Source organism: Arthrobacter sp. zg-Y895 (assembly GCF_020731025.1).
Lineage (GTDB): Bacteria > Actinomycetota > Actinomycetes > Actinomycetales > Micrococcaceae > Arthrobacter_B.
The window spans coordinates 79,802-104,767 of sequence record NZ_JAJFZY010000003.1 but is presented as its reverse complement, the minus strand read 5'-3'; the positions used below and the strand labels follow the sequence as shown (position 1 = coordinate 104,767).

Sequence of the window (24,966 nt, the reverse complement as noted above, 5' to 3'; positions counted from 1 at the left end):
GCTGGGCATCACCGGCCTCGCGATGGCCGGATTCGCTGCACTGGTTATCTCCCGCCTGTACAAGGGCCAGAAGTAAACACCGGCCAGAAGTAAACACCGGCTTCGCCCGCCGGCACCAGCCACCCGTTACATCGAAGGACAGGTTCCACCATGCCAATGGAGATCCCCACCGATCTGACCCCGGAACTGGTACCGCTGTCCTGGCTCCTCGGCACCTGGGAGGGTTCCGGACGGCTGGGTGAGGGCGAGGCTGATTCGGAGCACTTCACACAGAAGGTCACGTTCACCCAGAACGGCCTGCCGTACCTGCAGTACACCGCGGAAAGCTGGCTCACCGATGAGCAGGGCACCCGCCTGCGGCCGCTGGCCGTCGAGACCGGATTCTGGGCCCTCGACCGCCCCCTCAACGACGCCGACGGCGGGCCCGGCCTGGTTCCGGCGGATATCGTGCCGGCGCTCCGCAGCGCTGACGAGGTCGAGGAGCTGCGCAACGACGCCGGTGGTTTCGATATCACCGCCACTATCGTGCACCCCGGAGGCATCGCCGAGCTGTATTACGGGCAGATCAAGGGACCGCAGATCCAGTTGAGCACCGATGTGGTGATGCGCGGCGTGAACTCCAAGGAATACTCCGCAGCCACCCGGATCTACGGACTGGTCAACGGCGACCTTTACTGGCGCTGGGACGTTGCCTCCGAGGGTGAGGCCCTGAAGGCCCATGCCTCGGCCATCCTGAACAAGACCTCCTAAAACAAAACCGGCAAAGCCGGCCGGAGGAATAGGCCCGAGCCGCTAGGACGTTGCACCTGATATGACGTATTCCAGCCCCCTGCTTTCCCGCCACGGCGCCGTTGAAGCCGGCGGACTCGACGCCGGTACGGCCTCGCACTACGGCGATCCGCTCCGTGAACAGCGCGACCTTGCACGCGGCAGCGCCGTCGTCGACCTTTCCTTCCGCGGCGTGGTCACCGTGTCCGGCCCCGACCGCCTCAGCTGGCTGAACACGCTGTCCTCCCAGCAGGTGGCGGATCTTCAGCCAGGCGTGAGCTCGGAGCTGCTGCTGCTCAGCGTGCAGGGTCGGATCGACTATGACGCGCGGATCATCGACGACGGCGCCACGTCCTGGCTGCTCGTCGAATCCGCTGAAGCGCCGGGCCTGACCGAGTGGCTGCAGCGCATGAAGTTCATGCTCCGGGTCGAAATCGCAGACGTCACGGACCAGTGGGCCGTGGCCGGTGCGACGGTTGAGGTGCCGCAGTGGGAGCAGTACCTGCGGTGGACCGATCCCTGGCCGCACATTGGTGCCGGCGGGTTTGCCTACACCGCCGTGCCGGAAGAGGCCCACCCCGGGCTGGAGCGGCCCTGGTACGAGTACCTGATTCCGCGGGCGGAGTTCGAGGCCGCAATGGACGCTTCCGGGCGCACCCTGGCCGGCTCCATGGCTTCCGAGGCACTGCGCATCGCCGCCTGGCGCCCACGGCTGGGAGCGGAGACGGACGAGAAAACCATCCCGCACGAGCTGGACCTGATCCGCACCGCCGTGCACCTGGCCAAGGGCTGCTACAAAGGCCAGGAAACCGTGGCGCGGGTACACAACCTGGGCCACCCGCCCCGCCGGCTGGTCTTCCTGCAGTTGGACGGTTCGCAGCACACCCTTCCGGCCGCCGGCAGCCCGGTTCTGCTGGGGGAGCGGCAGATCGGCACGCTGACCTCGGTTGGTGCCCACTACGAAATGGGCCCCGTGGGCCTGGCAGTGGTGAAGCGGTCCGTGGATCCGTCCGTGCAGCTGGTAGTGAACGACGACGGAGAGCTCTACGCCGCCGCGCAGGAACCCATCGTGGCGCCGGATGCGGGAGCCGTGGTGGGACGCGCCTCGGGCTTCCTGAAGGCACCGCGGCGCTGACCGCAAGCTTCTTTTCCGCAAAAATGACAGCCAGAAAATCAATACCCCCAGGAGCACCATGAGCACCCCCGAATCCCGCCCCCAAATCGATGATGATGTTATCGAGCTCGCAGGCTTGGTTTTCGATGCTGCGCGTGCCGGCGATACCGAAGGGATCCGCCGCTACCTCGACGCCGGCGTGCCCGTGAACCTGACGAACGGCTCGGGAGACAACCTGCTGATGCTGGCCTCGTACCACGGCCACGCGGAGCTGACCGCCCTGCTGGTGGAACGGGGTGCGGATGTCAACACGCAGAATGACCGCGGCCAGACACCGCTTGCCGGTGCCGCGTTCAAGGGGTACGTGGAGATCTTCCGCATCCTGGCGGAAGCCGGTGCGGATCCCGACGCGGGATCGCCCACCGGGCGGGACACTGCCGGGTTCTTCAAGCGGCAGGAAATGCTGGACCTGCTCGGTTAGCGCGGGTGCGTCGCGCCTAGGCGTTCAGAGCCACGGAGGTGCGGCTGCCGGCGGGGATGAAACCGGAGCCCACTGCGGTCCTGGCGGCGCCTACGTTGTCCAGCCGGGCCCGCCACTGCGGGATCAAGCCGCCTGCCATGGCATCCTCGAGGGCCACCGAACTGATGTAGCTGCCCAGCCCGCGCAACCGGTGGCCCGGGGCGGTCAGAACGCTCATGTCCGCCAGGATTCCGTCGGTGATGCTGTATCCCGCACCTGCCACGGGACGCGGTTCGTCCTGGGTGTCATCCACCAGGACAAAGACTTCTTCCTTCTCCGCCAGGCCGGCCTCCGCCACGTCGTCCGGAGGGCAGAGCCGTTCGAGGGCGACGGCGAGAGCCGGTTCGTTGCTGACGGCAAGCTCGTCGAGCGGAATGACGCTCGGGAAAGCGTCAGCGAAAAACAGCTGCTCGGCGCCCAGGACCCGTCCGCCGTGTTCCATGGACATCTGGATCAGCCCTGAGTTGCGGGTCAGCTGCGCAGCGCTTTGGGTCCGGGCGCGGTCGGCAGCCCATTCGGGGCCGCTGAAAACCTCGGCGCCGAAAAGGCGCAGGAAGCATGCTGTGTCGGCCTGGTCCTGAACGCTGTAGATGCGTTCGCCGGTGTCCGTCTCCGCCAGGGCATTATCTGCCAGGCCCAGATGGCGGGACCAGGCCAGCTGGATGATCGCGATGGTTCCCGAGTCCAGATTCATGGTTTTCAACCTACACCGGGTCAGTTGCGGCGACACAAACGCCTTGCCGCCGCAAACGGAATCCTCAGCAAATGCACAGGAACTCCCGAAAAACGCCCAACCGAACCGGACCACCCTCCCGAACCGGCAGCGGCTAGCCGAACCGGCAGCGCCTAACCGAACAGGATGGCGGCCTCGTCGTAGCGGTGCTCGGGGACCGTTTTGAGATTGCCGAGGGCCTTTTCGAAGCCCACGTGCACAATGTCCGTACCGTGCAGCGACACCATGGTTCCCCACAGGCTGTCCACCACCGAATCCACTGCAGCCATACCCAGTCGGGTGGCAAGGACCCGGTCGTAGGCCGTAGGTACACCGCCGCGCTGGATGTGGCCAAGAACCGTGGCACGGGTTTCAATGCCGGTCCGCGCTTCGATTTCCGGCGCCAGCAGTTCTCCGATGCCGCCAAGCCGCGGGCGGCCGAAACTGTCGAGGCCCCGCTCCGAGTGCGGCGTTTCCATATCAGTGGTGACGAAACCTTCGGCAACAACCACCAACGGGGCACGGCCGCGGTCTCGGGCATCGCTGACCCACTGGGCAATCTGGTCGATGCTGACCGGGTGCTCGGGAATCAGGATGGCGTGGGCACCGGCTGCCATGCCGGAGTGCAGGGCAATCCAGCCCACGTGCCGGCCCATGACTTCGGCCACCATGCAGCGGTGGTGGGATTCGCCGGTGGTCCGCAGGCGGTCGCAGGCCTCGGTGGCAATTTCCACTGCGGTATCGAACCCGAAGGTGTAATCGGTGGCGTCGAGATCGTTGTCCACGGTCTTGGGCACGCCGACAATTTTCAGGCCGGCGTCCGTGAGCCGCTGGGCGGCTGCGAGGGTGCCTTCACCGCCGATGGCGATAACGGCGTCGATCCCGAGGCGTTCCAGCGTGGCCTTGATCTTCTCCGGCCCGCCGTTCGGACCTTCAAACGGGTTGGTGCGGGACGTCCCGAGGATCGTCCCGCCCTGCTTGGAGATGCCGCGGACGCGGGAGCGGGGCAGGTCCATGATGTCGCCGTCGACCACCCCGCGCCAGCCGTCACGGAAACCAACGAACTCGATGTCCTCGTATTCCTTGATGCCTTTGAGGACGGCACCGCGGATCACGGCGTTCAGCCCGGGGCAGTCCCCTCCGCTGGTGAGGATACCGATCTTCATGTCATTACCCCTGGATCTGCTGGCTGTGGTTATGTCCTGGCTTTGATTCTAGCCAGCAGACCGGTGGAGGACTAAGCGCGGGGGCTCACCAGGCGTTGCAGGATGATGGTTCCATCCGTCTTCGGCAGCAGCAGCCATGCCACGACGTACGTGCCCAGGCCTACAAACGGCAGCAGGAAACTGAGGAGGACGCCGATCCGGACCAGGGAAACATCCCACCCGTAGGTGGCCGCGATGCCGGCGCAGACTCCGCCGACCCAGCCTCTCTGCCTTTTGATGGGGGAGGAGCGCACGATGCTGAAGAACTTTTCCATGTACTAAGCCTTATCTGATGGTGTCGAAATAGGGAAATAGGGGTGCCGGACCGGTCCGCCGATACGGTGACCGGGATCCGCCGTCAGCGGGATCGGCTCCGCTGAAGGCCGGAAAGGAACCCGCCCAGCAGGAGGGCCAGTCCCGCACCAAGGGTGAGGCAGAGGACCAGCAGGACAGGATCCACCGACAGGTTCACGGTGTTCACCAGCAGCAGGAGGACGGCGAGGACGGTCAGGACCAGGCCCCACACCACCGTGCCTACCTGCAGTGCGCGGGGCGGGACGGCAGCCGGGTTGTCATCGGTCTCCACCGCCGGTGCAGCGGAGCCGCGGGACTCCGCCGGGTCTGTTTCGGGACTGCGGGGACCCGGGTCCGGTGCCGACGGGCGGTCCGGGGCTTCGTAGCTTCCGGGTCCGTACTGGCGTCCCAGATAATCCCTCTCGTTGTCCTGTTCCATGGCTAGAGATCGCTTTCTTCAGTCGTGACGAGTACGTTGCCCGCGAGTCCGCGGACATCAATGGTGATCCGGTCTCCGTCGGCGCCGTCGTTGAGCGTGCGCTCGTCGGATGGCTGCCACAGTCCGCTGTATTCCTGCCGGTCCGACCCGTCGTTGACCTCGACATTTCCCGCAGCCATGCCGAACTTGATGGTTACCGGCGCGTCCTCGGGAACGAGGATGGCGAGGTTCCCTGCGGCGACGCTGGCCGGGACCTCGAAGTTCCCCGAAGTCTCGGTCTCGCGCAGGTCGACTGTGCCGTTGGCGGCTATCACGGTGTAGCCGCCGCCCGCCTGGGCAGCGTCCCGGGGCACCCAGTCCGCATTGCTGGCCACCAGCAGGTTGTCGTTGACCATGCTGCCCTGGGTCAGGAGGGAGGCGACGAGTGCCGCCACCGCCGCCGTGCCGATCCCGCCGGAGTGCCTGCCGACTACGCCCAGGATCACGATGCCGAGGCCCAGGACCGCAGCGGCGGCCGCCAAGGCAACGGAGACCGGTGCGCCGAGGGAAAGGACGTTGAGGTAATCCATGGCGAGGACGGTTCCGCCTGCGAGCAGGGCGGCACCGAACAGAGCCGCTGCGAAGGACCCGGGGGCTCCCGGGACGCGCTTTGCCTTGCATTCCGCGTTCCGCTGCGTTTCGGCTGCCGGTGAAGGCACCGGTCCGGACGGAACGGCAAACCCGCGGAGCGGTACGGCAGTGAAGGGAGCTGTGCCGCCGGCAGGTGCAGAACCGGCAGGGTCGGTGCCGGTGGCGGCCATGCCGGGTTTGGCAAGCGATACGGGCTTCCCGGGACCGGCTTCCGGCGCGTTGGCTCCGGCACCGGCGGGAGGAGCGAAGGCGACGGTGCTGTCCGGGTCCCCGGACGCATCCGCAGCGGCCCCATGGCCGGAAAGGTGGAACCGGCCCTTGCCCGTGGAGAACCAGTAAACGGCGGCCACACCCGCGCCGATCCAGAACAGTGTCCAGACGACGGCGCCGAACCAGCCGTCCGCGCCGAGGAAGGAAGCACCGGGACCGCCCATTCCGAGGATGGCGAAAATGAGTGCTCCGGTCATGCCGGATGTCCAGTCGCCGCGGATCGCCTCTTCGAGATGGATCCTGCCGTCCGGTTCCGGGAGCAGTGCCCAGGCGACTCCGTAAACCAGCAACCCGATGCCAAAAGCGCCGAGGACTACGAACAGGCCGCGGACAAGCACGGGGTCCAGCCCGGTGCGTGCCGCGATCCCGGTCGCGACACCGCCGAACCAGCGGTCGCCGCCGCGCGGGAGGCCGAGGGAGCGGATCCAGTTAAAGAAACCGCTGTGCAATCCGCCGGATGACGGTGCGCCGGGTCCTCCCGCAGCGGTCGCACCGGTGCTCGTGGAACCGTTGCCTGCCGCATGGCTGCCTGCAGGGGCCGGCGGGTGCTCAGCGGAAGGTCGCGCTGCGGGGCCGTGGGCCCCGGAATCAGGGGATGGGGAAGGGTTCATGCCTCCAGTCTTCTCCGGCTGCAGCGATACTGCATCAGGGACTACCCTGACCCGCCCCTGAACGGCCCCTGAAGAAAAGGGATTATTGCCGTCAGGGCCGGTGCCCGGCGGCTTCCCCGTGTTTGGATAGGTCCATGAGAGAACCCCTGGTGCGTCCCCGCGAACGGATCATTGCCGGCGTCTGCGCCGGGCTGGCCGCACACTTGGGCTGGCCCGTGAAGCTGACCCGGATCATCATGGCCGTGCTGGTGCTTGGCGCTGGAAGCGGCTTCATCCTCTACGGGTGGCTGTGGATCATGGTTCCGACCCAGGAGGAGCAGGAGAAGAAGGAACAGGTATCCGCCAACCCGCGCAGCATCGCCGAGAACTATGCAAGGCAGCTTCGGGAAGGTGCGGTCCCCGCCCCGCAGCCGGGTAAGACCGGGCACCGGGAGGTGGCGGCAGGCCTTGCCCTGCTGCTGGTGGCAGCTGCCTTTATTGCCCAGCGGTTGGGTGCCAACCTGAACTGGGGCTTGTTTATTCCGGTCGCGGCCATTGCCGGCGGTGCGGTGCTGGCATGGATGCAGCTGGACGAGAGCCGGCGGGCCGGGCTGATGAACAGTGCCGGAGCCGACCGGGCCTCGGGCATGATCCGCTTGGCGGCGGGCCTCCTGCTGGTGGTCGCCGGGGTGCTGGTGGTGGTCTCGGGTGCGGTGAGCTGGGATGTCCTGATGTCGGGGCTGTTGGCGTCCGCTGCCGTGCTGGCCGGCGTGGCACTGGTGTTCACTCCGTGGGCGATAAAGCACTGGCGGGACCTGGAAGCCGAGCGGTCGGGACGGATTCGGCAGACCGAGCGGGCCGAAATTGCGGCCCACCTGCACGATTCGGTGCTGCAGACCCTGGCCCTGATCCAGAAGCGCGCCGGCTCCGAGCAGGACGTCATCCGGCTTGCCCGCGCCCAGGAAAGGGAGCTGAGGCAATGGTTGTATTCCGACCGTGCCCGGGCCGAAGACCACCTCGTGGAATGCATGCGCCGGATTGCAGCAGAAATCGAGGACGCCTACGGCCACCCGATTGAACTGGTGGCAGTCTCGGATGCCGCACTGGATGAGCGGACCGAAGCCCTGGCCTCCGCTACGCGGGCTGCCATGCTGAACGCCGCCCAGCATGCCGGCGGCACGGTTTCGGTCTATGTTGAATGCAGGCCGGAGCAGCTCGAAGTCTTCGTGCGGGACCGCGGCTCCGGATTCGACCTGGACGCTGTGCCTGCCGACCGGATCGGCGTGCGCGGATCCATCATCGGACGGATGCAGCGTGCAGGTGGCAGTGCGGCCATCCGCAGCACCGCCGACGGCACCGAGGTCCGGCTGGTGCTGCCGCTGCCGAAAGGCACGGAAAACGGTTCCCGTGACGACGCGCCCGGCGCGGCGAACAGCACGGGTAACAGCAGCACGGGCAACGGCAGCACGGCCGACGCCGGTGCAACACAGAAGAGCCCCTCGACGGACAACCGCGTATCAAGCAACGGAGCACAACCTAAATGACGGTCCACCCCTCGCCGCCGATCGACGTCGTCGTGGTTGATGACCATGCCATCTTCCGCTCCGGCCTCCGCGCAGACCTCGACGCCCGCATCAACGTGGTGGCGGAAGCGGACAGCGTCGAAACCGCGATCGCAGCGATCACGGCCCGGCGTCCCGCCGTCGTCCTCCTCGATGTCCACCTGCCCGGCGGCAACGGCGGCGGAGGAGCGGAAGTGCTGGCGGGGTGCGCCGGGCTGCTCGGGGTGACCCGCTTCCTGGCGCTGAGCGTCTCCGATGCCGCCGAAGACGTGGTCACGGTCATCCGGGCCGGGGCCCGCGGTTACGTCACTAAGACCATTTCGGGACCGGAGATTTCCGACGCCGTCCTGCGGGTGGCCGGCGGCGACGCGGTGTTCTCGCCGCGCCTGGCGGGATTCGTGCTGGACGCCTTCGGCACGGCGAGCGTGGCCGCAGTGGATGACGAACTGGACCGCCTCTCGGCCCGTGAGCTCGAGGTCATGCGGCTGATCGCCCGCGGCTACAGCTACAAGGAGGTGGCCCGCGAGCTGTTCATTTCCGTGAAGACGGTGGAAACCCACGTCTCCTCGGTGCTGCGCAAGCTCCAGCTCTCCTCACGCCACGAGCTCACCCGCTGGGCCGCGGACCGCCGGCTGCTCTAGCAGTCCTTACCGGCCCTTGCCGAGGAAGTCCTGCAGGCGCTCCATCCCGGTGGCGAGGTCTTCGTCGCCCAGGGCATAGGAGAGGCGGAGGTAGCCCGAGGGGCCGAACGCTTCACCCGGAACCACGGCAACCTCAACGGTGTCCAGGATCAGTGCCGCGAGCTCGGCGGACGTCTGCGGCCGGACCGGGCCTTCCTTGCCCGGGAACTCGCGCCCAAGCAGGCCGCGGACGTCTGCATACGCGTAGAACGCGCCTTCGGGCATGGGGCATTCGACGCCGTCGATGGCGTTGAGGGCCGACACCATGGTGCGGCGGCGGCGGTCAAAGGCCTGCTTCATTTCATCCACGGCCGTAAGCGGTCCGGACACAGCGGCCAGGGCGGCCATCTGCGACACGTTGGACACGTTGGAGGACAGGTGGGACTGCAGGTTGGTGGCGGCCTTGATGACGTCAGCGGCGGCAATCATCCAGCCGACCCGCCAGCCGGTCATGGCGTAGGTCTTGGCGACGCCGTTCAGCACCACAACCTTGTCGCCCAGCTCAGGGGCCGCGGTGGCGATCGAGGTGAAGGGCACGCCGTCGTACGTCAGGTGCTCGTAGATTTCATCCGTGATGACCCACAGCCCGTGCTCTGCCGCCCAGCGGCCGATTTCGGCGACCTGCTCCGGGGGGTATACGGCGCCGGTGGGGTTGGACGGGGAAACGAAGAGCAGGACCTTGGTGGCCCCGGTGCGGGCGGCCTCAAGCTGCTCGACGCTCACCAGGTAGCCCTGCTCCGGGCCGGCAAAAACCTCTACCGGGACACCGCCGGCGAGCCGGATGGCCTCCGGGTACGTGGTCCAGTACGGGGTGGGAACCAGGACTTCGTCACCCGGGTTCAGCAGCGTCGCGAAGGATTCGTAGACGGCCTGCTTGCCGCCGTTGGTCACCAGGACCTGGGCGGGGTCTACGGCGTAGCCGGAGTCCCGCAGGGTCTTGGCAGCAATCGCCTTCTTGAGCTCAGGGAGCCCGCCGGCGGGGGAGTAGCGGTGGAAACGCGGCTGGCGGGCGGCGTCGACGGCGGCGTCGACAATGTAGTCCGGGGTGGGGAAATCCGGTTCGCCCGCGCCGAAACCGATCACCGGGCGCCCGGCGGCCTTTAATGCCTTGGCCTTGGCGTCCACTGCGAGGGTTGCGGACTCGGCAATGGAAGCGATGCGCTCTGAAATACGGCCGGTTGAAGACATGGGATTCCCGTCTGGTGTGTGGCGGCGGCTAACGTTTGCCGCGTCGGTCCTGCCGGACGACGGCGGCGTTCCCCAGTTTAGGCGCTTGGAATCCCCGCTGCAGGTCAGGACGGCACGCGGCGGACAGGCCCCGGTTCGACGGGACGGCAAAGTTTGCGTAGACTGGTTCTTCGGTGGTTGAGCACACCACGCTGCTTTGTGCCTTTCGATCGGGGAAATAGTCTCCGGTTCGTTACGGCTACAATGGTGGCGGTAGGGTGAGTTTTCCTCCATAGGGTAGTGGCGCAATTGGTAGCGCAGCGGTCTCCAAAACCGCAGGTTGCAGGTTCGAGTCCTGTCTGCCCTGCGCAGAACTGTCATTTCCGGCAGCTCAGCAGTCCTTCATGGAATGAGCAGTCCCAGCGCTTGCTGTGATTGTGAACCGACACAGATGAGTGAGGCGAAGGTGACCGAGACAGCTGCCAGCAGCTCCAAGGGACACCCCTCCAGCGGGCCCAAGAAGCGCGGGTTCTTCGCCGGTATAGCTCTCTTCCTGCGCCAGGTGATTGCCGAGCTGAAAAAGGTGGTCACCCCCACCCGCAAGGAACTGCTGAGGTACACGCTCGTTGTCCTCGCATTCGTGATGGTGATGATGCTTATCGTTACGGCTCTCGACTTTGCCTTTGGCAGGGGCGCACTGTGGATCTTCGGCTCGGGCGGCGGCGAAAGCTAGCCAGAGACCTAAGGTTCCGCCCGCTGGGCGTGGAACCGGAGACCATGAGCTAGTGACAAACCCGATAGTGCTCTGAAGAAGAAAGCAGGAATCTACGTGTCCGAGCAAGAACTCGAATCACAGATCAATGACAACGCTGATCTGGATACCGAGGATCAGATGACCGCAGCCGACGTCGACGAGGCGCCCGCTGCTGTTGATGCTTCGGCAGACGAAGAAAACGCAGCCGAAGAGGCTGCCGATTCCGCAGAAGACGCTGAGCCCGAGGAAGATCCGGCTGTTGCCTTCAAGGCCAAGCTGCGCCGCCAGGAGGGTGACTGGTACGTCATCCACTCCTACGCCGGCTACGAAAACCGCGTGAAGTCCAACCTTGAGACCCGCATCCAGACGCTGGACATGGAAGAGGACATCTTCGAAATCCAGGTCCCGATGGAAGAAGTCGTCGAGATCAAGAACACCACGCGGAAGATCGTCAACCGCGTCCGCATTCCCGGCTACGTCCTGGTGCGCATGAACCTCACCGATGAGTCCTGGGGCGTTGTCCGGCACACCCCCGGCGTGACCGGCTTCGTGGGCAATGCACACAACCCGACTCCGCTGAGCCTGTCCGAGGTGTACTCGATGCTCGAGCACACGATCGTTTCCCCGAAGACCGAGGCCGGCAAGCCTGCACAGCAGCAGTCTTCCAACATTGCCGTTGACTTCGAGATCGGCGAGCCCGTAACGGTCAACGAAGGCCCGTTCGAGACGCTCCAGGCCACCATCTCGGAGATCAAGCCCGAGTCCCAGCAGCTGGTGGTCCTCGTGACCATCTTCGAGCGCGAGACGCCTGTGACCCTCGGCTTCGGCCAGGTCACGAAGCTCCAGTAGCTATCAGATTTCGCTGTCCGCAGGTCCGCTTTAACCTGCAGGCAGCGTCCGGCCGCCAAGCCATGGCGGCCACCGCCCCGGACGGACGCTCCTGTCCTTCGGGAACATAATTTAGAGAAGGACCCTTTCATGGCCCCCAAGAAAAAGGTCACCGGCCTCATCAAGCTGCAGATCAACGCAGGTGCCGCCAACCCGGCTCCTCCGATTGGTCCGGCACTTGGCCAGCACGGTGTCAACATCATGGAATTCTGCAAGGCGTACAACGCTGCAACGGAATCCCAGCGCGGCAACGTTATCCCGGTGGAAATCACCGTCTACGAAGACCGTTCCTTCACCTTCATCACGAAGACTCCTCCGGCTGCACAGCTGATCAAGAAGGCTGCCGGTGTCGCCAAGGGTTCCGCAACCCCGCACACCACCAAGGTTGCCAACCTGACCCAGGCACAGGTCGAAGAGATCGCCACCATGAAGATGGAAGACCTCAACGCCAACGATGTCCAGGCAGCTGCCAAGATCATCGCCGGCACCGCCCGTTCGATGGGCATCACGGTACAGGGCTAAGTCCCCGTACTCGTTTCACATTCACATAACTGCCGCCGACCCTAACGGGCGACGGCGCGTGGCAGGGCCCGGCGCGGTCCGACAGACCACAACTGCACAAGGAGAAAAAGCAGATGGCAAAGCGCAGCAAAGCATATGAAGCAGCTGCAGCCAAGATCGATGCGGACAAGCTGTACGCACCGGTCGAGGCTGTAGAGCTGGCGAAGGACACCAATCCTTCCAAGTTCGACGCAACCGTTGAGGTGGCTTTCCGCCTGGGCGTTGACCCCCGTAAGGCTGACCAGATGGTCCGCGGCACGGTCAACCTGCCCCACGGCACCGGCAAGACGGCCCGCGTCCTCGTTTTCGCGACCGGCGAGAAGGCTGAAGCAGCAATCGCTGCCGGCGCCGACTTCGTTGGTTCCGATGACATGATCGAAAAGGTTGCAGCAGGCTGGACCGACTTCGACGCCGCAGTGGCTACCCCGGACATGATGGGCAAGGTCGGCCGCCTGGGCCGCGTGCTCGGCCCGCGTAACCTCATGCCGAACCCGAAGACCGGCACGGTTACCCCGAACGTGGCCAAGGCCGTTACGGACATCAAGGGTGGCAAGATCGACTTCCGCGTCGACAAGCACTCCAACCTGCACTTCATCATCGGCAAGGTGTCCTTCGACGCCCAGAAGCTGGCTGAGAACTACGCAGCAGCTCTGGAAGAGGTCCTTCGCCTCAAGCCGTCGGCAGCCAAGGGCCGCTACATCTCCAAGGCGACCGTGTCCACCACGTTCGGACCGAGCATCAGCGTTGACCCGAACGTCACCAAGGTTCTCGCCGACGCATAGTCAGCAGTAGTACCTGGGGATACCTCCCCGAAGAGCGGCCGCAGCCTTTGCTGCGGCCGCTCTTTTGTGTCCGGCCGCTGTGCATCCCGCTTCGGCTTTTGAAGCTCGGCGTCCGTGCGGCAGGATGTGTGCCATGACTCAACTGCCCGTGTCCATCGAGCCGATTGCCGTACCGTCCGGCCTGGACGCACCGGGGGCCGCGGATTTCATCGCCGTTGCCGAGCTCCTGAATGCCCAGCTGCGTGAGTTCTGGGGCAATGACGACTTTTACGGCCCGCCGCAGGCGCAGCTTGCCGGCCGTCGCAGTACTCCGACCCGGCGGCGGGAGCTCCTGGTCGCCCGGGCCGGGGCTGACATCGTGGGAGTGGCCCAGATAAACCTCCCGTTGACGGACAACCTGCACAGTGGAACGGTCAACGTTGTGGTTGCACCTTCCGCCCGGCGCCGCGGCGTTGGAACGCAGCTCTACGCCGCGGCGGAGCAACTGGCGGCGGCGGACAACCGGCGCATGCTCATGGCGGAGACGGACCATTTGCCCTCCGGTGAGACGTCGGACCCGATCGCCCATACCCCGTCGCTGGTCCCGCAGGACGCCGCCGCCTTGTTCGCTTCCGCGTTGGGCTTCCGGCTGGAACTGGTGGACCGCGTCAGCCGGCTGGAGCTGGGAAGCGCTGCAGATGATGAAGCCGTGCTGGAGCAGGCGAGGGCCGTAGCCGGATCGGACTACGAACTCGTCTTCTGGAGCGGGGCCTGCCCTCCGGACCTGGTGGATGCCTACGCGCTTCTGCGGCAGAAGATGAGCATCGATGCGCCGATGGGAGGACTGGACCTGGCGGAGGAAGTATGGAACGAAGCACGGGTACGGGAGGCCGAGGCACAGGCCCGCGACATGGACGCCGAGGTCCTGGTCAGTGCCGCACGGCAGGTCGCGACAGGCGAACTTGCCGGGCATACCGTCCTGGAAATCTTCCGCAACAACCCTGCCGTGGTTTATCAGGACGACACCCTGGTGCTGGAAAGCCACCGGGGAAATCGCCTGGGCATGCTGCTCAAGGCCGCGAACCTGGTACGGCTCCGGCAGATGGTGCCCGAAGCACGCCGGGTCTACACCTGGAATGCCGAGGAGAACCGGTACATGCTCTCCATTAACGAGCGGCTTGGCTTCCGGCCCATCGGCTACTCCGGGGAGTGGCAAAAGGAGCTGTCCGCCGAATGACATTCGGGTGGCAGCTGAGTCCGGCCTCTGCCGGATGATGCCGCCGGCCCCCGGGATTTGTTCCCCGTCGCAATCTCCCGTACTCTGGAACTACCAAAGACCGTCGGTCGATGTGCATTCAATCCCACCGTAAGGCTGAACCTTCAGCCCGCCACGTGTGGAACCCGGTTGGACAAACATCCGAAAGTCCCTTGATAGGGCGGCCTGCGCAGGTGAACGAACTGCACTCCGGAACACGTGTCCGTAGAGTGAAGCCCCGTGCATCTGCCCGGGGCGTTTTTTATGTTCGGGACCCGATCCACCGGCACTATTTCCCCGGAAGGAGGGTTATGGCAACGCCAACAAAGGTGTCAGCAGTCGAGGAAATCACCACCGATTTCAAGGAATCGACCGCTGCTGTCCTAACCGAATACCGCGGGCTCACCGTTGCACAGCTCAAGGAGCTGCGTCGTTCGCTCGGCCAGGACACCAAGTACTCGGTCGTAAAGAACACCCTGACTGGCATTGCAGCCAAGGAAGCCGGCATCGACGCGTTCGAAGGCCAGCTTGCCGGACCTACTGCAATTGCCTTCATCAAGGGTGACGCAGTTGCAGCTGCAAAGAGCCTGACGGATTTTGCCAAGACCAACCCGCAGCTCATCATCAAGACCGGTGTCTTCGAGGGCAATGCCCTGGATGCCTCCGGTGTAGCCGCACTGGCTGCCCTTGAGTCCCGTGAGTTCCAGCTTGCACGCGTCGCCGGTGTCCTCAAGGCACCGATGTCCATGCTCGCCCGCACGGCTGATGCACTGCGCATGAAGCTTGAAGAGGAAAGCGGCGCCCCCGCTGCCTCCGCTGCAGAAGAGGCTCCGGCCGCTGCAGAAGAAGCTCCGGCAGCAGAAGCAGCCACCGAAGAGTAATTCCTCTTCTCCATCAATCTCCGGTGCCTGCGTGCACCAACTATAGGAAGGACGCCACACCATGGCGAAGCTCACCAACGAAGAGCTCATTGAAGCTTTCAAGGAACTGTCCATCATCGAGCTCTCCGATTTCGTGAAGCTCTTCGAGGAGACGTTCGACGTCACCGCTGCTGCTGTTGCAGTTGCCGGCCCAGCTGCCGGTGCCGCTGAAGCCGCTGAAGAGAAGACCGAATTCGACGTCATCCTCGAAGCTGCCGGCGACAAGAAGATCGCAGTGATCAAGGAAGTTCGCTCCCTGACCTCGCTGGGTCTGAAGGAAGCCAAGGACCTGGTTGACAGCGCTCCGAAGGCCGTCCTCGAAGGCGCCAACAAGGAAGCCGCTGACAAGGCCAAGGAAGCTCTCGAAGCTGCCGGCGCCACCGTCACCGTCAAGTAGTTTTTACTGCCTCACAGCATAAAAACGCTTAGCAGAAGGCCCCGTTCCGAAAGGAACGGGGCCTTCTGTTTTGATTTCGGGGCGGTCACTCCGGGGCAGCTGCTCCGGGGCGGTTATGCCTCTTCGCGGTAAAGCAGCAGCGCCTCGCCCTGCCCGCCGCCGCCGCAGAGCGCGACGCCGGCCCGGCCGGATCCGCGCCGGGCAAGCTCATGCGCTGCCGTGAGGGCCAGCCGGGCGCCCGAGGCGCCGATCGGATGCCCGAGTGCGATCGCTCCGCCGTGCAGGTTGCACTGTTCAAGGTCCATCCCCAGTTCGTTGAGGGACTGGACCGCCACGGCACCGAAGGCCTCGTTGATCTCGATGAAGTCCAGGTCCGAGGTGCTCCAGCCGGCCCGCCCGAGCGCGGCGAAGAGGGCATTGGAGGGCTGGGAATGCAGCGTGTTGTCCGGGCCCGCGACCTGGCCGGGAAGCCCGACGGCGGCGAGGACATTCAATCCGTTGGCTTCGGCGTAGTCCCGGGTCGTGATGATCAGTGCTGCCGCACCGTCGGACAGGGGAGAGGAGTTGCCTGCCGTGATGGTTCCTTCGGAATCGAACGCCGGACGAAGGCCCGCCAGCGTATCCACGGTGGTGTTGGGCCGCACGCCTTCGTCCGAGGTAAGGACCAGGGGCTCTCCGCGGCGCTGCGGCACCGTCACGGGAACGATTTCCGCGTCGAAGATCCCGGAGGCCATGGCGGCTGCCGCGCGCCGGTGCGAGGCAGCGGCTACTTCGTCCTGCTCCAGGCGCTTGATGGCCAGCTTCGTGTTTCCCCGCTCGGTGGAAATGCCCATGGAATCGTTGTCGAAGGCATCAGTGAGGCCGTCGTGTGCCACCGAATCCAGTGCGGAAATGTTGCCGTAGTTCCAGCCCTGCCGGGAACCGGGAAGCAGGTGTGGTCCGCGGGTCATGGATTCCTGGCCGCCGGCCACCACCACGGTGGCCTCGCCGCCGCGGATCAGCCGAGCGGCATCAATCACCGCAGCCAGGCCGGACAGGCAGACCTTGTTGACGGTGACCGCCGGGACGTCCCAGCCGATGCCGGCCTTGATGGAGGCCTGGCGGGCGGGGTTCTGCCCGCAGCCGGCCTGCACCACATGCCCCATGATGACGGAGTCGACAGCCGCGGCATCAACGCCGGCTTTGTCCAGCGCGCCCTTGATGGCAAACGCGCCGAGCTCGACGGCCGTGAAGGCGGACAGCTGGCCGTTCAGGCGGCCCTGGGGCGTACGTGCGCCCCCGACAATAACCACTTCGGGAACGGCGGCGCCCTCGCGGGCTGCGGAGGTGCTTGTGGGTGCGTTAGTCACTCGTGCATCGCTTTCGTCGGTGTATTCGTCATTGAAGACAGGGATAAGGCTACGCCACCCCGGCGCGCCGGGGGAGAGCGCCGTCACAGGGGTCCGCGGCACTGCACACCATGCGGGCACGCATAAAAGCGCCGTTGTGCGGTAAGGTATCTGTATCCGATGCGTGAACGGTGCGCCGGTGCAGCCTGTAGCTCCCCCTCGATTCCGGGATTAGTCTCAGATGAGTCAGCCGGAAATTCGATCCCCGGAACATCCTTTCGGAGGGGTTGAGCGAAGCAGGGTTCAGATACCGGGTAGACTTGTCTGCCCATAATGCCCTATAGTGGATATTTGCTTCCTCCTGTTAACCTTCAGCCTTCATATAGCGGTGGGCTTCGTTCCGTGCCGGGCAGTATCCGCAACCTGTGGATAGGCCCCATGCCGGACACTGGGACGCACACGGACTCGGTCCGCATCGTGCAGGGGAGGAGGCGTGAAACACGCCTGAAGGTCTGTGGAAGGATCCCTCTTGGTCGCCTCGAGCACCTCTAATAACGAAACCGCTACTAATCCGGAGAACGCAGCTTCCCGGATTTCATTCGCAAAGATTCACGAACCGCTTGACGTTCCCAATCTTCTTGCCCTGCAGACGGACAGCTTTGACTGGCTCGTCGGCAACGAGCGCTGGAAGGCGCGCGTTGAAAAGGCGCGGGAGACCGGCGAACAGGGTATTGCCACCACTTCCGGCCTGGCTGACATCTTCGAGGAAATCTCCCCGATTGAAGACTTCCAGGGCACCATGTCCCTGAGCTTCTCGGAGCCGGAGTTTGCCGACCCGAAGTACACCATGGCGGAGTGCAAGGACCGGGACGCTACGTACTCGGCCCCGTTGTACGTTAAAGCCGAATTCATGAACAACAACACGGGTGAAATCAAGCAGCAGACCGTGTTCATGGGCGACTTCCCCCTCATGACCAACAAGGGAACGTTCGTCATCAACGGCACCGAGCGTGTTGTTGTTTCCCAGCTGGTCCGTTCCCCGGGCGCATACTTCGAGCGCACCGCGGACAAGACCAGTGACAAGGACATCTACACCGCGAAGATCATTCCTTCCCGCGGTGCATGGTTTGAACTTGAGATCGACAAGCGTGACCAGGTGGGCGTCCGCCTGGACCGCAAGCGCAAGCAGTCCGTCACCGTGCTGCTCAAGGCACTGGGCTGGACCGAAGGCCAGATCCTCGAGACCTTCGGCGAGTACGACTCCATTCGGGCCACCCTGGAAAAGGACCCGACGGAAACCCGCGAAGATGCCCTGCTGGACATCTACCGCAAGCTCCGTCCGGGCGAGCCGCCCACGGTCGAGGCTGCCCAGACCCTGCTGGACAACCTGTACTTCAACCCGAAGCGTTACGATCTGGCCAAGGTTGGCCGTTACAAGATCAACCGCAAGCTGGGCATCGACAAGCCTCTGACGGATTCCGATGCTTCGGTACTGAACAATGACGACATCGTCGCCATGATCAAGTTCCTCGTAGCACTGCACGCCGGCGAGAAGACGGTTCCGGGCAAGCGCAACGGCGACGACGTCGACATCCGCGTTGAGGTCGACGACATCGACCACTTCGGCAACCGCCGCATCCGCGCCGTCGGCGAACTGATCGAAAACCAGATCCGCACGGGCCTGTCCCGTATGGAGCGCGTAGTCCGCGAACGGATGACCACCCAGGACGTCGAGGCCATCACGCCGCAGACCCTGATCAACATCCGTCCCGTTGTTGCTGCAATCAAGGAGTTCTTCGGAACCTCCCAGCTCTCGCAGTTCATGGACCAGAACAACCCGCTTGCCGGCCTGACGCACAAGCGCCGCCTGTCCGCGCTGGGCCCGGGCGGTTTGTCCCGTGACCGCGCAGGCATGGAAGTCCGAGATGTGCACCCGTCCCACTACGGACGTATGTGCCCCATCGAAACCCCTGAAGGCCCGAACATCGGCCTGATCGGTTCGCTGGCTTCCTACGGCCGCATCAACGCGTTCGGCTTCATCGAAACCCCGTACCGCAAGGTCGAGGAAGGCGTAGTCACCGACAAGGTTGACTACCTGACCGCCGATGACGAAGTTGAGCGCACCATTGCCCAGGCAAACGCTCCGCTGCGCGCCGACCAGCACTTCGCCGAGGACCTCGTCCTTGTCCGTGCCCGCGGCGGCTCCGGTGAGCCCGTCCTCGTTGAGCCCAACGAGGTCGAGTACATGGACGTCTCCCCGCGCCAGATGGTGTCGGTGGCTACGGCCCTGATTCCGTTCCTCGAGCATGACGATGCCAACCGCGCCCTTATGGGTGCGAACATGCAGCGCCAGGCTGTGCCGCTGCTCCGTTCCGAGCGTCCCGTCGTGGGCACCGGCATGGAGAAGTACACCGCCGTTGACGCCGGCGACTCCGTGACCGCCAAGAAACCCGGTGTTGTCACCGAGGTTTCCGCTGACCTCGTCACCGTCATGAACGACGACGGCACCGAGACCAGCTACCCGATCATGAAGTTCGAGCGCTCCAACCAGGGCAACGCCTACAACCAGCGCGTGCTGGTCTCCGAAGGTGCCCGGGTTGAGGTCAACAGCATCATCGCCGACGGTCCCGCAACGGACCAGGGTGAACTGGCCCTTGGTAAGAACCTGCTCGTGGCATTCATGTCATGGGAAGGCCACAACTACGAAGATGCCATCATCCTGTCCCAGCGCATGGTCTCCGACGATGTCCTGACCTCCATCCACATTGAGGAGCACGAGGTTGACGCCCGCGACACCAAGCTTGGTGCCGAGGAAATCACCCGCGACATCCCCAACGTCTCCGAAGAGGTGCTCTCACAGCTCGACGAGCGCGGCATCATCCACATCGGTGCCGAGGTTGAAGCCGGCGACATCCTGGTCGGCCGCGTCACCCCGAAGGGCGAAACGGAACTGACCCCGGAGGAGCGCCTGCTGCGCGCAATCTTCGGCGAGAAGAGCCGCGAAGTCCGCGACACGTCCCTGAAGGTGCCCCACGGCGAGTCCGGCACCGTCATCGGCGTCCGCATCTTCGACCGTGACAACGACGACGAGCTGCCCCCGGGCGTCAACCAGCTGGTCCGCGTCTACGTGGCCCACAAGCGCAAGATCACCGACGGTGACAAGCTGGCCGGCCGCCACGGCAACAAGGGCGTCATCTCCAAGATCCTCCCGATCGAAGACATGCCGTTCATGGAAGACGGAACCCCCGTCGACATCATCCTGAACCCGCTGGGTGTTCCGGGCCGAATGAACGTCGGACAGGTCCTGGAAATCCACCTGGGCTGGGCTGCCAAGCAGGGCTGGAAGATCGAAGGCGAGCCGGACTGGGTCAAGGACCTGCCGAACCTGCCCCGTGAGACCGGTCCCACCACTGTCGCCACCCCGGTGTTCGACGGCGCCAGCGAGGACGAGATCACCAACCTGCTCGACTCCACCAACGTGACCCGTGACGGCAACCGCCTGATCGGTGCATCGGGCAAGGCCCGGATGTACGACGGCCGCTCCGGCCAGCCGTTCCCGGACCCGATCTCGGTCGGCTACATGTACATCCTGAAGCTGCACCACCTGGTGGACGACAAGATCCACGCACGCTCCACCGGTCCGTACTCCATGATCACGCAGCAGCCGCTGGGTGGTAAGGCACAGTTCGGCGGACAGCGCTTCGGTGAAATGGAAGTCTGGGCCCTGGAAGCGTACGGCGCCGCCTACACGCTGCAGGAACTGCTCACGATCAAGTCCGATGACATCCATGGCCGCGTGAAGGTCTACGAAGCCATCGTCAAGGGTGAGAACATCCCGGAGCCCGGCGTTCCGGAATCGTTCAAGGTCCTGATCAAGGAAATGCAGTCGCTCTGCCTGAATGTGGAAGTCCTCTCCACCGAAGGCAACACGATTGAAATGCGTGACTCGGATGAAGAAGTCTTCCGGGCCGCGGAGGAACTGGGTATCGATCTGTCCCGCGCAGAGCCCAGCTCCGTCGAAGAGGTTTAGCAGTATCACCGTCCCGGCTGGCGCCGGGACGGTCCGGAACGGCGGCAACGAAATTCCGCGGCTCGCAGAGCTCGCAACGGAATATTAAAGCCGCCTAACCCGGACCGCCTGGCGCCAGTGGGATGGTCACCTAGAGCTCTTTCCGTACCCCGAGACATTCAGATTTAGAGAACAAGAGAGAACAGGGACCCATGTCCAACGATTCCACGTTCGGCCTCATGCGAATCGGCCTTGCCACCGCGGATGAAATCCGCGGCTGGTCATACGGCGAAGTCAAGAAGCCGGAAACCATCAACTACCGAACCTTGAAGCCGGAGAAGGACGGTCTTTTCTGCGAAAAGATCTTCGGTCCTTCCCGCGACTGGGAATGCTACTGCGGTAAGTACAAGCGCGTCCGCTTCAAGGGCATCATCTGTGAGCGCTGCGGCGTCGAGGTCACCCGTGCCAAGGTGCGCCGCGAACGCATGGGCCACATTGAGCTCGCCGCTCCGGTCACCCACATCTGGTACTTCAAGGGTGTTCCGTCCCGCCTGGGCTACCTGCTGGACCTGGCACCGAAGGACCTTGAGAAGGTCATCTACTTCGCTGCCTACATGATCACCTCGGTGGACGAAGAGAACCGCCACGCGGAACTGCCGAACCTGCAGGCCGAGCACGACGTGGAGCGCAAGCACCTCGTCGACCAGCGCGACTCCGACATTGCCGCGATCGCCAAGGACCTGGAAGGCGAGCTTGCCCGCCTCGAGGGCGAAGGCGCCAAGGCTGCCGACAAGAAGAAGGCACGCGACTCCGCCGACCGCCAGATGGCCAAGGTCCGCCGCGACGCCGACAACAACATCGAGCGCCTCGAGCAGGTCTGGGACCGGTTCAAGAACCTCAAGGTCGGCGACCTGGAGGGCGACGAAGGCCTCTACCGCGAACTGCGTGACCGTTACGGTCTGTACTTCGAAGGCTCCATGGGTGCCGAAGCCATCAAGAAGCGTCTTGAAGACTTCGACATGCAGGCCGAGTCCGAGAACCTGCGCGACATCATCCAGAACGGCAAGGGCCAGCGCAAGACGCGTGCCCTGAAGCGCCTGAAGGTTGTCAACGCGTTCCTGACCACCACGAACAGCCCGCTGGGCATGGTCCTGGACGCCGTTCCGGTTATCCCGCCGGAACTGCGCCCGATGGTCCAGCTCGACGGCGGCCGCTTCGCGACGTCGGACCTTAACGACCTGTACCGCCGCGTGATCAACCGCAACAACCGCCTGAAGCGCCTGCTGGATCTCGGTGCCCCCGAGATCATCGTGAACAACGAAAAGCGGATGCTCCAGGAAGCTGTTGACTCCCTGTTCGACAACGGCCGCCGCGGCCGTCCGGTCACCGGACCGGGCAACCGTCCGCTGAAGTCGCTGTCCGACATGCTCAAGGGCAAGCAGGGCCGCTTCCGCCAGAACCTGCTGGGTAAGCGCGTTGACTACTCCGGCCGTTCCGTTATCGTCGTTGGCCCGCAGCTGAAGCTGCACCAGTGCGGCCTGCCGAAGCAGATGGCACTGGAGCTCTTCAAGCCGTTCGTGATGAAGCGCCTGGTTGACCTCAACCACGCCCAGAACATCAAGAGCGCCAAGCGCATGGTCGAGCGTTTCCGTCCGCAGGTCTGGGACGTACTGGAAGAGATCATCACCGAACACCCGGTGCTGCTCAACCGTGCACCCACCCTGCACCGCCTCGGCATCCAGGCCTTCGAGCCGCAGCTCGTTGAAGGTAAGGCCCTTCAGCTGCACCCGCTGGTCTGCGGCGCCTTCAACGCTGACTTCGACGGCGACCAGATGGCAGTCCACCTGCCGCTGAGCCCCGAAGCCCAGGCTGAAGCACGCATCCTGATGCTGTCCTCGAACAACATCCTGAAGCCGTCCGACGGCCGCCCGGTCACCCTGCCCTCGCAGGATATGATCATCGGCCTGCACCACCTGACCACGAAGCGGAACGGTGCTGCCGGTGAAGGCCGCGTGTTCGGTTCCATGGCCGAAGCCATCATGGCCTTCGACATGGGCGAGCTGCACCTGAACGCACTGGTGAAGATGCGCGTGGACGGCTTCGTCCCCAGCGCAGGCCAGCCGGCACCGGAAGGTTGGGAAGAGGGCACTCCTGCCCTCATCGAAACCTCCCTCGGCCAGGTCATCTTCAACCAGACGCTGCCCGCGGACTACCCGTGGGTGAAGGAAGTTGCCGATAAGGGCCAGCTCTCCGCGATCGTCAACGATCTGGCTGAGCGCTACCCGAAGGTCGTCACGGCTGCAACGCTGGACAACCTGAAGGACGCCGGTTTCTACTGGGCCACCCGCTCGGGCGTTACCGTTGCCATCTCCGATATCGCGGCTCCGATCGACAAGCCCGCCATTATGGAAGGCTACGAAGCGCAGGCTGCCAAGGTCGAAAGCCAGTACGGCAAGGGCCTGATCGCTGAAGACGAGCGCCGCCAGGAACTGATCGACATCTGGAACAAGGCCACCAACGAGGTTGCTGCTGCAATGCGGGCGAACATGCCCGAGTTCAACAACATCAACCGCATGGTGTCCTCCGGTGCCCGTGGTAACTGGCTGCAGGTCCGCCAGATTGCCGGTATTCGTGGCCTGGTGGCCAACCCTAAGGGCGAGATCATCCCGCGCCCGATCAAGTCCTCCTACCGCGAGGGCCTGTCGGTGCTGGAATACTTCATCGCCACCCACGGTGCCCGTAAGGGTCTCGCCGATACCGCTCTGCGTACCGCCAACTCGGGTTACCTGACCCGTCGTCTGGTGGACGTTTCCCAGGACGTCATTGTCCGCGAGGAAGACTGCGGCACCGAGCGCGGCCTGAACGTAACCATCGCGGTTCCGGACTCCAACGGTGAACTGCAGCTGCACGAAGAGGTCGAGAACTCGGCGTACGCCCGTACGCTGGCCACCGACGTCACCGATGCACAGGGCAACGTCCTGGCCAAGGGCGGCGACGATGTGGGCGACGTCCTCATCGCCAAGCTGTTCGAAGCCGGCGTCACCGACATCAAGGTCCGCTCCGTACTCACCTGTGAGTCCGCCGTCGGTACCTGTGCACTTTGCTACGGCCGCTCCCTGGCCACGGGTAAGACCGTGGACATCGGCGAGGCCGTGGGCATCATTGCCGCACAGTCCATTGGTGAGCCGGGTACCCAGCTGACCATGCGTACCTTCCACACCGGTGGTGTTGCTTCCGCTGAGGACATCACCCAGGGTCTGCCCCGTATCCAGGAGCTCTTCGAAGCACGTACGCCTAAGGGTGTTGCTCCGATCTCCGAGACCGCGGGTCGGGTCACGCTGGAAGAGACCGACCGCCAGATGCGTCTGGTTGTCACTCCCGACGACGGCTCCGAGGAAATCGCCTACCCGGTCCTGCGCCGTGCCCGCCTGCTGGTTGCCGACGGCGACCACGTAGAGGTTGGCCAGCAGCTGGTCTTCGGTGCGGTGGATCCCAAGCAGATCCTCCGTATCCTCGGCCCGCGCAAGGCACAGGAATTCCTGGTGGACGAAGTCCAGCGCGTGTACCGCAGCCAGGGTGTGGGCATCCACGACAAGCACGTCGAGGTTATTGTCCGCCAGATGCTGCGCCGCGTAACCGTGATCGAGTCCGGCGATTCCGATCTGCTCCCGGGTGAGCTGACCGAACGCCGCCGCTTCGAAAGCGAGAACCGCCGCGTCGTTTCGGAAGGCAAGAAGCCTGCTTCGGGCCGTCCGGAACTCATGGGTATCACCAAGGCCTCCCTGGCCACCGAGTCCTGGCTGTCCGCAGCTTCCTTCCAGGAGACAACCCGCGTCCTGACGCAGGCTGCCATGGAAGGCAAGAGCGATCCGCTGCTCGGCCTCAAGGAGAACGTCATCATCGGTAAGCTGATCCCGGCCGGAACGGGCCTGCCCCGTTACACCGAGGTCACTGTCGAGCCGACCGAAGAAGCAAAGGCCAATCTCTTCACCGGCCCGAGCGCCTTCAGCGACTTCGACTACGCCGGCGTTGACGGCGGCCTGAGCCCTGAGTTCCACGCCATCCCGCTGGATGACTACGACATGGGCAGCGACTTCCGCTAACCAAGGCAACCGGCGCCGCGTGTAGTGCGCAGCGTCAAC

General features: G+C 64.5%; 21 protein-coding genes and 1 tRNA gene. 15 read left to right on the top strand and 7 right to left on the bottom strand.

Annotation, left to right across the window (positions count from 1 at the left end; translation table 11 throughout):
* Positions 1-150: 150 nt before the first annotated feature.
* The 3 genes from LJ760_RS02170 to LJ760_RS02160 all read left to right on the top strand — a co-directional run bounded on the left by LJ760_RS02170 (position 151) and on the right by LJ760_RS02160 (position 2,363).
* On the top strand, positions 151-750 hold the full coding sequence (locus LJ760_RS02170; RefSeq protein WP_227918809.1) for an FABP family protein: 600 nt from the start codon (positions 151-153) through the stop codon (positions 748-750).
* A 61-nt stretch (positions 751-811) separates the two neighbouring features.
* Entirely contained in the window at positions 812-1,903 is a 1,092-nt protein-coding gene (ygfZ, locus tag LJ760_RS02165) for a CAF17-like 4Fe-4S cluster assembly/insertion protein YgfZ (protein ID WP_227918808.1), read from the top strand.
* Positions 1,904-1,961: 58 nt separating this feature from the next.
* Positions 1,962-2,363 carry an ankyrin repeat domain-containing protein gene (locus LJ760_RS02160; RefSeq protein ID WP_227918806.1) on the top strand — a complete coding sequence of 134 codons (402 nt, stop codon included), beginning with the start codon at positions 1,962-1,964 and terminating at the stop codon, positions 2,361-2,363.
* A 16-nt stretch (positions 2,364-2,379) separates the two neighbouring features.
* Here LJ760_RS02160 and LJ760_RS02155 read toward each other — a convergent pair whose 3' ends face one another.
* From LJ760_RS02155 to LJ760_RS02135, 5 genes are all read right to left on the bottom strand, one after another.
* Positions 2,380-3,096 carry a GNAT family N-acetyltransferase gene (locus tag LJ760_RS02155; RefSeq protein ID WP_227918804.1) on the bottom strand — a complete coding sequence of 239 codons (717 nt, stop codon included), beginning with the start codon at positions 3,094-3,096 and terminating at the stop codon, positions 2,380-2,382.
* Positions 3,097-3,248: 152 nt separating this feature from the next.
* Positions 3,249-4,280, bottom strand: a complete 1,032-nt coding sequence (locus LJ760_RS02150) for a 6-phosphofructokinase (RefSeq protein WP_227918801.1) — start codon at positions 4,278-4,280, stop codon at positions 3,249-3,251.
* Positions 4,281-4,351: 71 nt separating this feature from the next.
* Entirely contained in the window at positions 4,352-4,594 is a 243-nt protein-coding gene (locus LJ760_RS02145) for a PspC domain-containing protein (protein WP_227918799.1), read from the bottom strand.
* 83 nt (positions 4,595-4,677) lie between these two features.
* On the bottom strand, positions 4,678-5,052 hold the full coding sequence (locus LJ760_RS02140) for a hypothetical protein (RefSeq protein WP_227918797.1): 375 nt from the start codon (positions 5,050-5,052) through the stop codon (positions 4,678-4,680).
* Between the two features lie 2 nt (positions 5,053-5,054).
* Entirely contained in the window at positions 5,055-6,563 is a 1,509-nt protein-coding gene (locus tag LJ760_RS02135) for a PspC domain-containing protein (RefSeq protein ID WP_227918795.1), read from the bottom strand.
* Positions 6,564-6,697: 134 nt separating this feature from the next.
* Between LJ760_RS02135 and LJ760_RS02130 the strand changes: the two genes are divergently transcribed.
* Entirely contained in the window at positions 6,698-8,086 is a 1,389-nt protein-coding gene (locus tag LJ760_RS02130; RefSeq protein WP_227918792.1) for an ATP-binding protein, read from the top strand.
* A complete protein-coding gene (locus tag LJ760_RS02125; RefSeq protein WP_227918790.1) occupies positions 8,083-8,745 on the top strand; it encodes a LuxR C-terminal-related transcriptional regulator in 663 nt (220 codons plus the stop codon). The genes LJ760_RS02130 and LJ760_RS02125 overlap by 4 nt, the downstream gene beginning before the upstream one ends.
* Before the next feature lie 6 nt (positions 8,746-8,751).
* Here the strand turns inward: LJ760_RS02125 and LJ760_RS02120 are convergent, their stop codons facing one another.
* Positions 8,752-9,972, bottom strand: a complete 1,221-nt coding sequence (locus LJ760_RS02120) for a pyridoxal phosphate-dependent aminotransferase (RefSeq protein ID WP_227918787.1) — start codon at positions 9,970-9,972, stop codon at positions 8,752-8,754.
* A 273-nt stretch (positions 9,973-10,245) separates the two neighbouring features.
* On the opposite strand from LJ760_RS02120, the gene LJ760_RS02115 reads away from it, so the two are divergent.
* The 8 genes from LJ760_RS02115 (at position 10,246) to rplL (ending at position 15,487) form a co-directional block, all read left to right on the top strand.
* Positions 10,246-10,318, top strand: a tRNA-Trp gene (locus LJ760_RS02115).
* An 84-nt stretch (positions 10,319-10,402) separates the two neighbouring features.
* Positions 10,403-10,684, top strand: a complete 282-nt coding sequence (gene secE, locus LJ760_RS02110) for a preprotein translocase subunit SecE (RefSeq protein ID WP_227918785.1) — start codon at positions 10,403-10,405, stop codon at positions 10,682-10,684.
* Positions 10,685-10,780: 96 nt separating this feature from the next.
* Positions 10,781-11,554 (top strand): transcription termination/antitermination protein NusG, encoded by a 774-nt coding sequence (nusG, locus tag LJ760_RS02105; RefSeq protein ID WP_227918783.1) that lies wholly within the window; start codon positions 10,781-10,783, stop codon positions 11,552-11,554.
* A gap of 129 nt (positions 11,555-11,683) precedes the next feature.
* A complete protein-coding gene (gene rplK / locus LJ760_RS02100; protein ID WP_227918781.1) occupies positions 11,684-12,115 on the top strand; it encodes a 50S ribosomal protein L11 in 432 nt (143 codons plus the stop codon).
* 113 nt (positions 12,116-12,228) lie between these two features.
* The gene (gene rplA / locus LJ760_RS02095; protein ID WP_227918778.1) at positions 12,229-12,936 is read left to right on the top strand and encodes a 50S ribosomal protein L1; all 708 of its coding nucleotides are present in this window, start codon (positions 12,229-12,231) and stop codon (positions 12,934-12,936) included.
* A gap of 133 nt (positions 12,937-13,069) precedes the next feature.
* Complete coding sequence (locus LJ760_RS02090) at positions 13,070-14,152, top strand: GNAT family N-acetyltransferase (RefSeq protein WP_227918776.1); 1,083 nt, start codon at positions 13,070-13,072, stop codon at positions 14,150-14,152.
* Positions 14,153-14,481: 329 nt separating this feature from the next.
* Entirely contained in the window at positions 14,482-15,051 is a 570-nt protein-coding gene (gene rplJ / locus LJ760_RS02085) for a 50S ribosomal protein L10 (RefSeq protein WP_227918774.1), read from the top strand.
* 61 nt (positions 15,052-15,112) lie between these two features.
* The gene (rplL, locus tag LJ760_RS02080) at positions 15,113-15,487 is read left to right on the top strand and encodes a 50S ribosomal protein L7/L12 (RefSeq protein WP_227918771.1); all 375 of its coding nucleotides are present in this window, start codon (positions 15,113-15,115) and stop codon (positions 15,485-15,487) included.
* Positions 15,488-15,600: 113 nt separating this feature from the next.
* On the opposite strand, the gene LJ760_RS02075 is transcribed toward rplL, so the two are convergent.
* Complete coding sequence (locus LJ760_RS02075) at positions 15,601-16,836, bottom strand: acetyl-CoA C-acetyltransferase (protein ID WP_227918769.1); 1,236 nt, start codon at positions 16,834-16,836, stop codon at positions 15,601-15,603.
* Positions 16,837-17,344: 508 nt separating this feature from the next.
* On the opposite strand from LJ760_RS02075, the gene rpoB reads away from it, so the two are divergent.
* On the top strand, positions 17,345-20,845 hold the full coding sequence (gene rpoB / locus LJ760_RS02070; RefSeq protein WP_227918768.1) for a DNA-directed RNA polymerase subunit beta: 3,501 nt from the start codon (positions 17,345-17,347) through the stop codon (positions 20,843-20,845).
* A gap of 191 nt (positions 20,846-21,036) precedes the next feature.
* Complete coding sequence (locus tag LJ760_RS02065; RefSeq protein ID WP_227918767.1) at positions 21,037-24,927, top strand: DNA-directed RNA polymerase subunit beta'; 3,891 nt, start codon at positions 21,037-21,039, stop codon at positions 24,925-24,927.
* The last annotated feature ends 39 nt before the right edge of the window (positions 24,928-24,966 follow it).

Coding starts and splice junctions, on each gene's coding strand:
- LJ760_RS02170 (WP_227918809.1), top strand. CDS start 151: ATGCCAATGGAGATCCCCACCGATCTGACCCCGGAACTGGTACCGCTG.
- ygfZ (WP_227918808.1), top strand. CDS start 812: ATGACGTATTCCAGCCCCCTGCTTTCCCGCCACGGCGCCGTTGAAGCC.
- LJ760_RS02160 (WP_227918806.1), top strand. CDS start 1,962: ATGAGCACCCCCGAATCCCGCCCCCAAATCGATGATGATGTTATCGAG.
- LJ760_RS02155 (WP_227918804.1), bottom strand. CDS start 3,096: ATGAATCTGGACTCGGGAACCATCGCGATCATCCAGCTGGCCTGGTCC.
- LJ760_RS02150 (WP_227918801.1), bottom strand. CDS start 4,280: ATGAAGATCGGTATCCTCACCAGCGGAGGGGACTGCCCCGGGCTGAAC.
- LJ760_RS02145 (WP_227918799.1), bottom strand. CDS start 4,594: ATGGAAAAGTTCTTCAGCATCGTGCGCTCCTCCCCCATCAAAAGGCAG.
- LJ760_RS02140 (WP_227918797.1), bottom strand. CDS start 5,052: ATGGAACAGGACAACGAGAGGGATTATCTGGGACGCCAGTACGGACCC.
- LJ760_RS02135 (WP_227918795.1), bottom strand. CDS start 6,563: ATGAACCCTTCCCCATCCCCTGATTCCGGGGCCCACGGCCCCGCAGCG.
- LJ760_RS02130 (WP_227918792.1), top strand. CDS start 6,698: ATGAGAGAACCCCTGGTGCGTCCCCGCGAACGGATCATTGCCGGCGTC.
- LJ760_RS02125 (WP_227918790.1), top strand. CDS start 8,083: ATGACGGTCCACCCCTCGCCGCCGATCGACGTCGTCGTGGTTGATGAC.
- LJ760_RS02120 (WP_227918787.1), bottom strand. CDS start 9,972: ATGTCTTCAACCGGCCGTATTTCAGAGCGCATCGCTTCCATTGCCGAG.
- secE (WP_227918785.1), top strand. CDS start 10,403: ATGAGTGAGGCGAAGGTGACCGAGACAGCTGCCAGCAGCTCCAAGGGA.
- rplK (WP_227918781.1), top strand. CDS start 11,684: ATGGCCCCCAAGAAAAAGGTCACCGGCCTCATCAAGCTGCAGATCAAC.
- rplA (WP_227918778.1), top strand. CDS start 12,229: ATGGCAAAGCGCAGCAAAGCATATGAAGCAGCTGCAGCCAAGATCGAT.
- LJ760_RS02090 (WP_227918776.1), top strand. CDS start 13,070: ATGACTCAACTGCCCGTGTCCATCGAGCCGATTGCCGTACCGTCCGGC.
- rplJ (WP_227918774.1), top strand. CDS start 14,482: ATGGCAACGCCAACAAAGGTGTCAGCAGTCGAGGAAATCACCACCGAT.
- rplL (WP_227918771.1), top strand. CDS start 15,113: ATGGCGAAGCTCACCAACGAAGAGCTCATTGAAGCTTTCAAGGAACTG.
- LJ760_RS02065 (WP_227918767.1), top strand. CDS start 21,037: ATGTCCAACGATTCCACGTTCGGCCTCATGCGAATCGGCCTTGCCACC.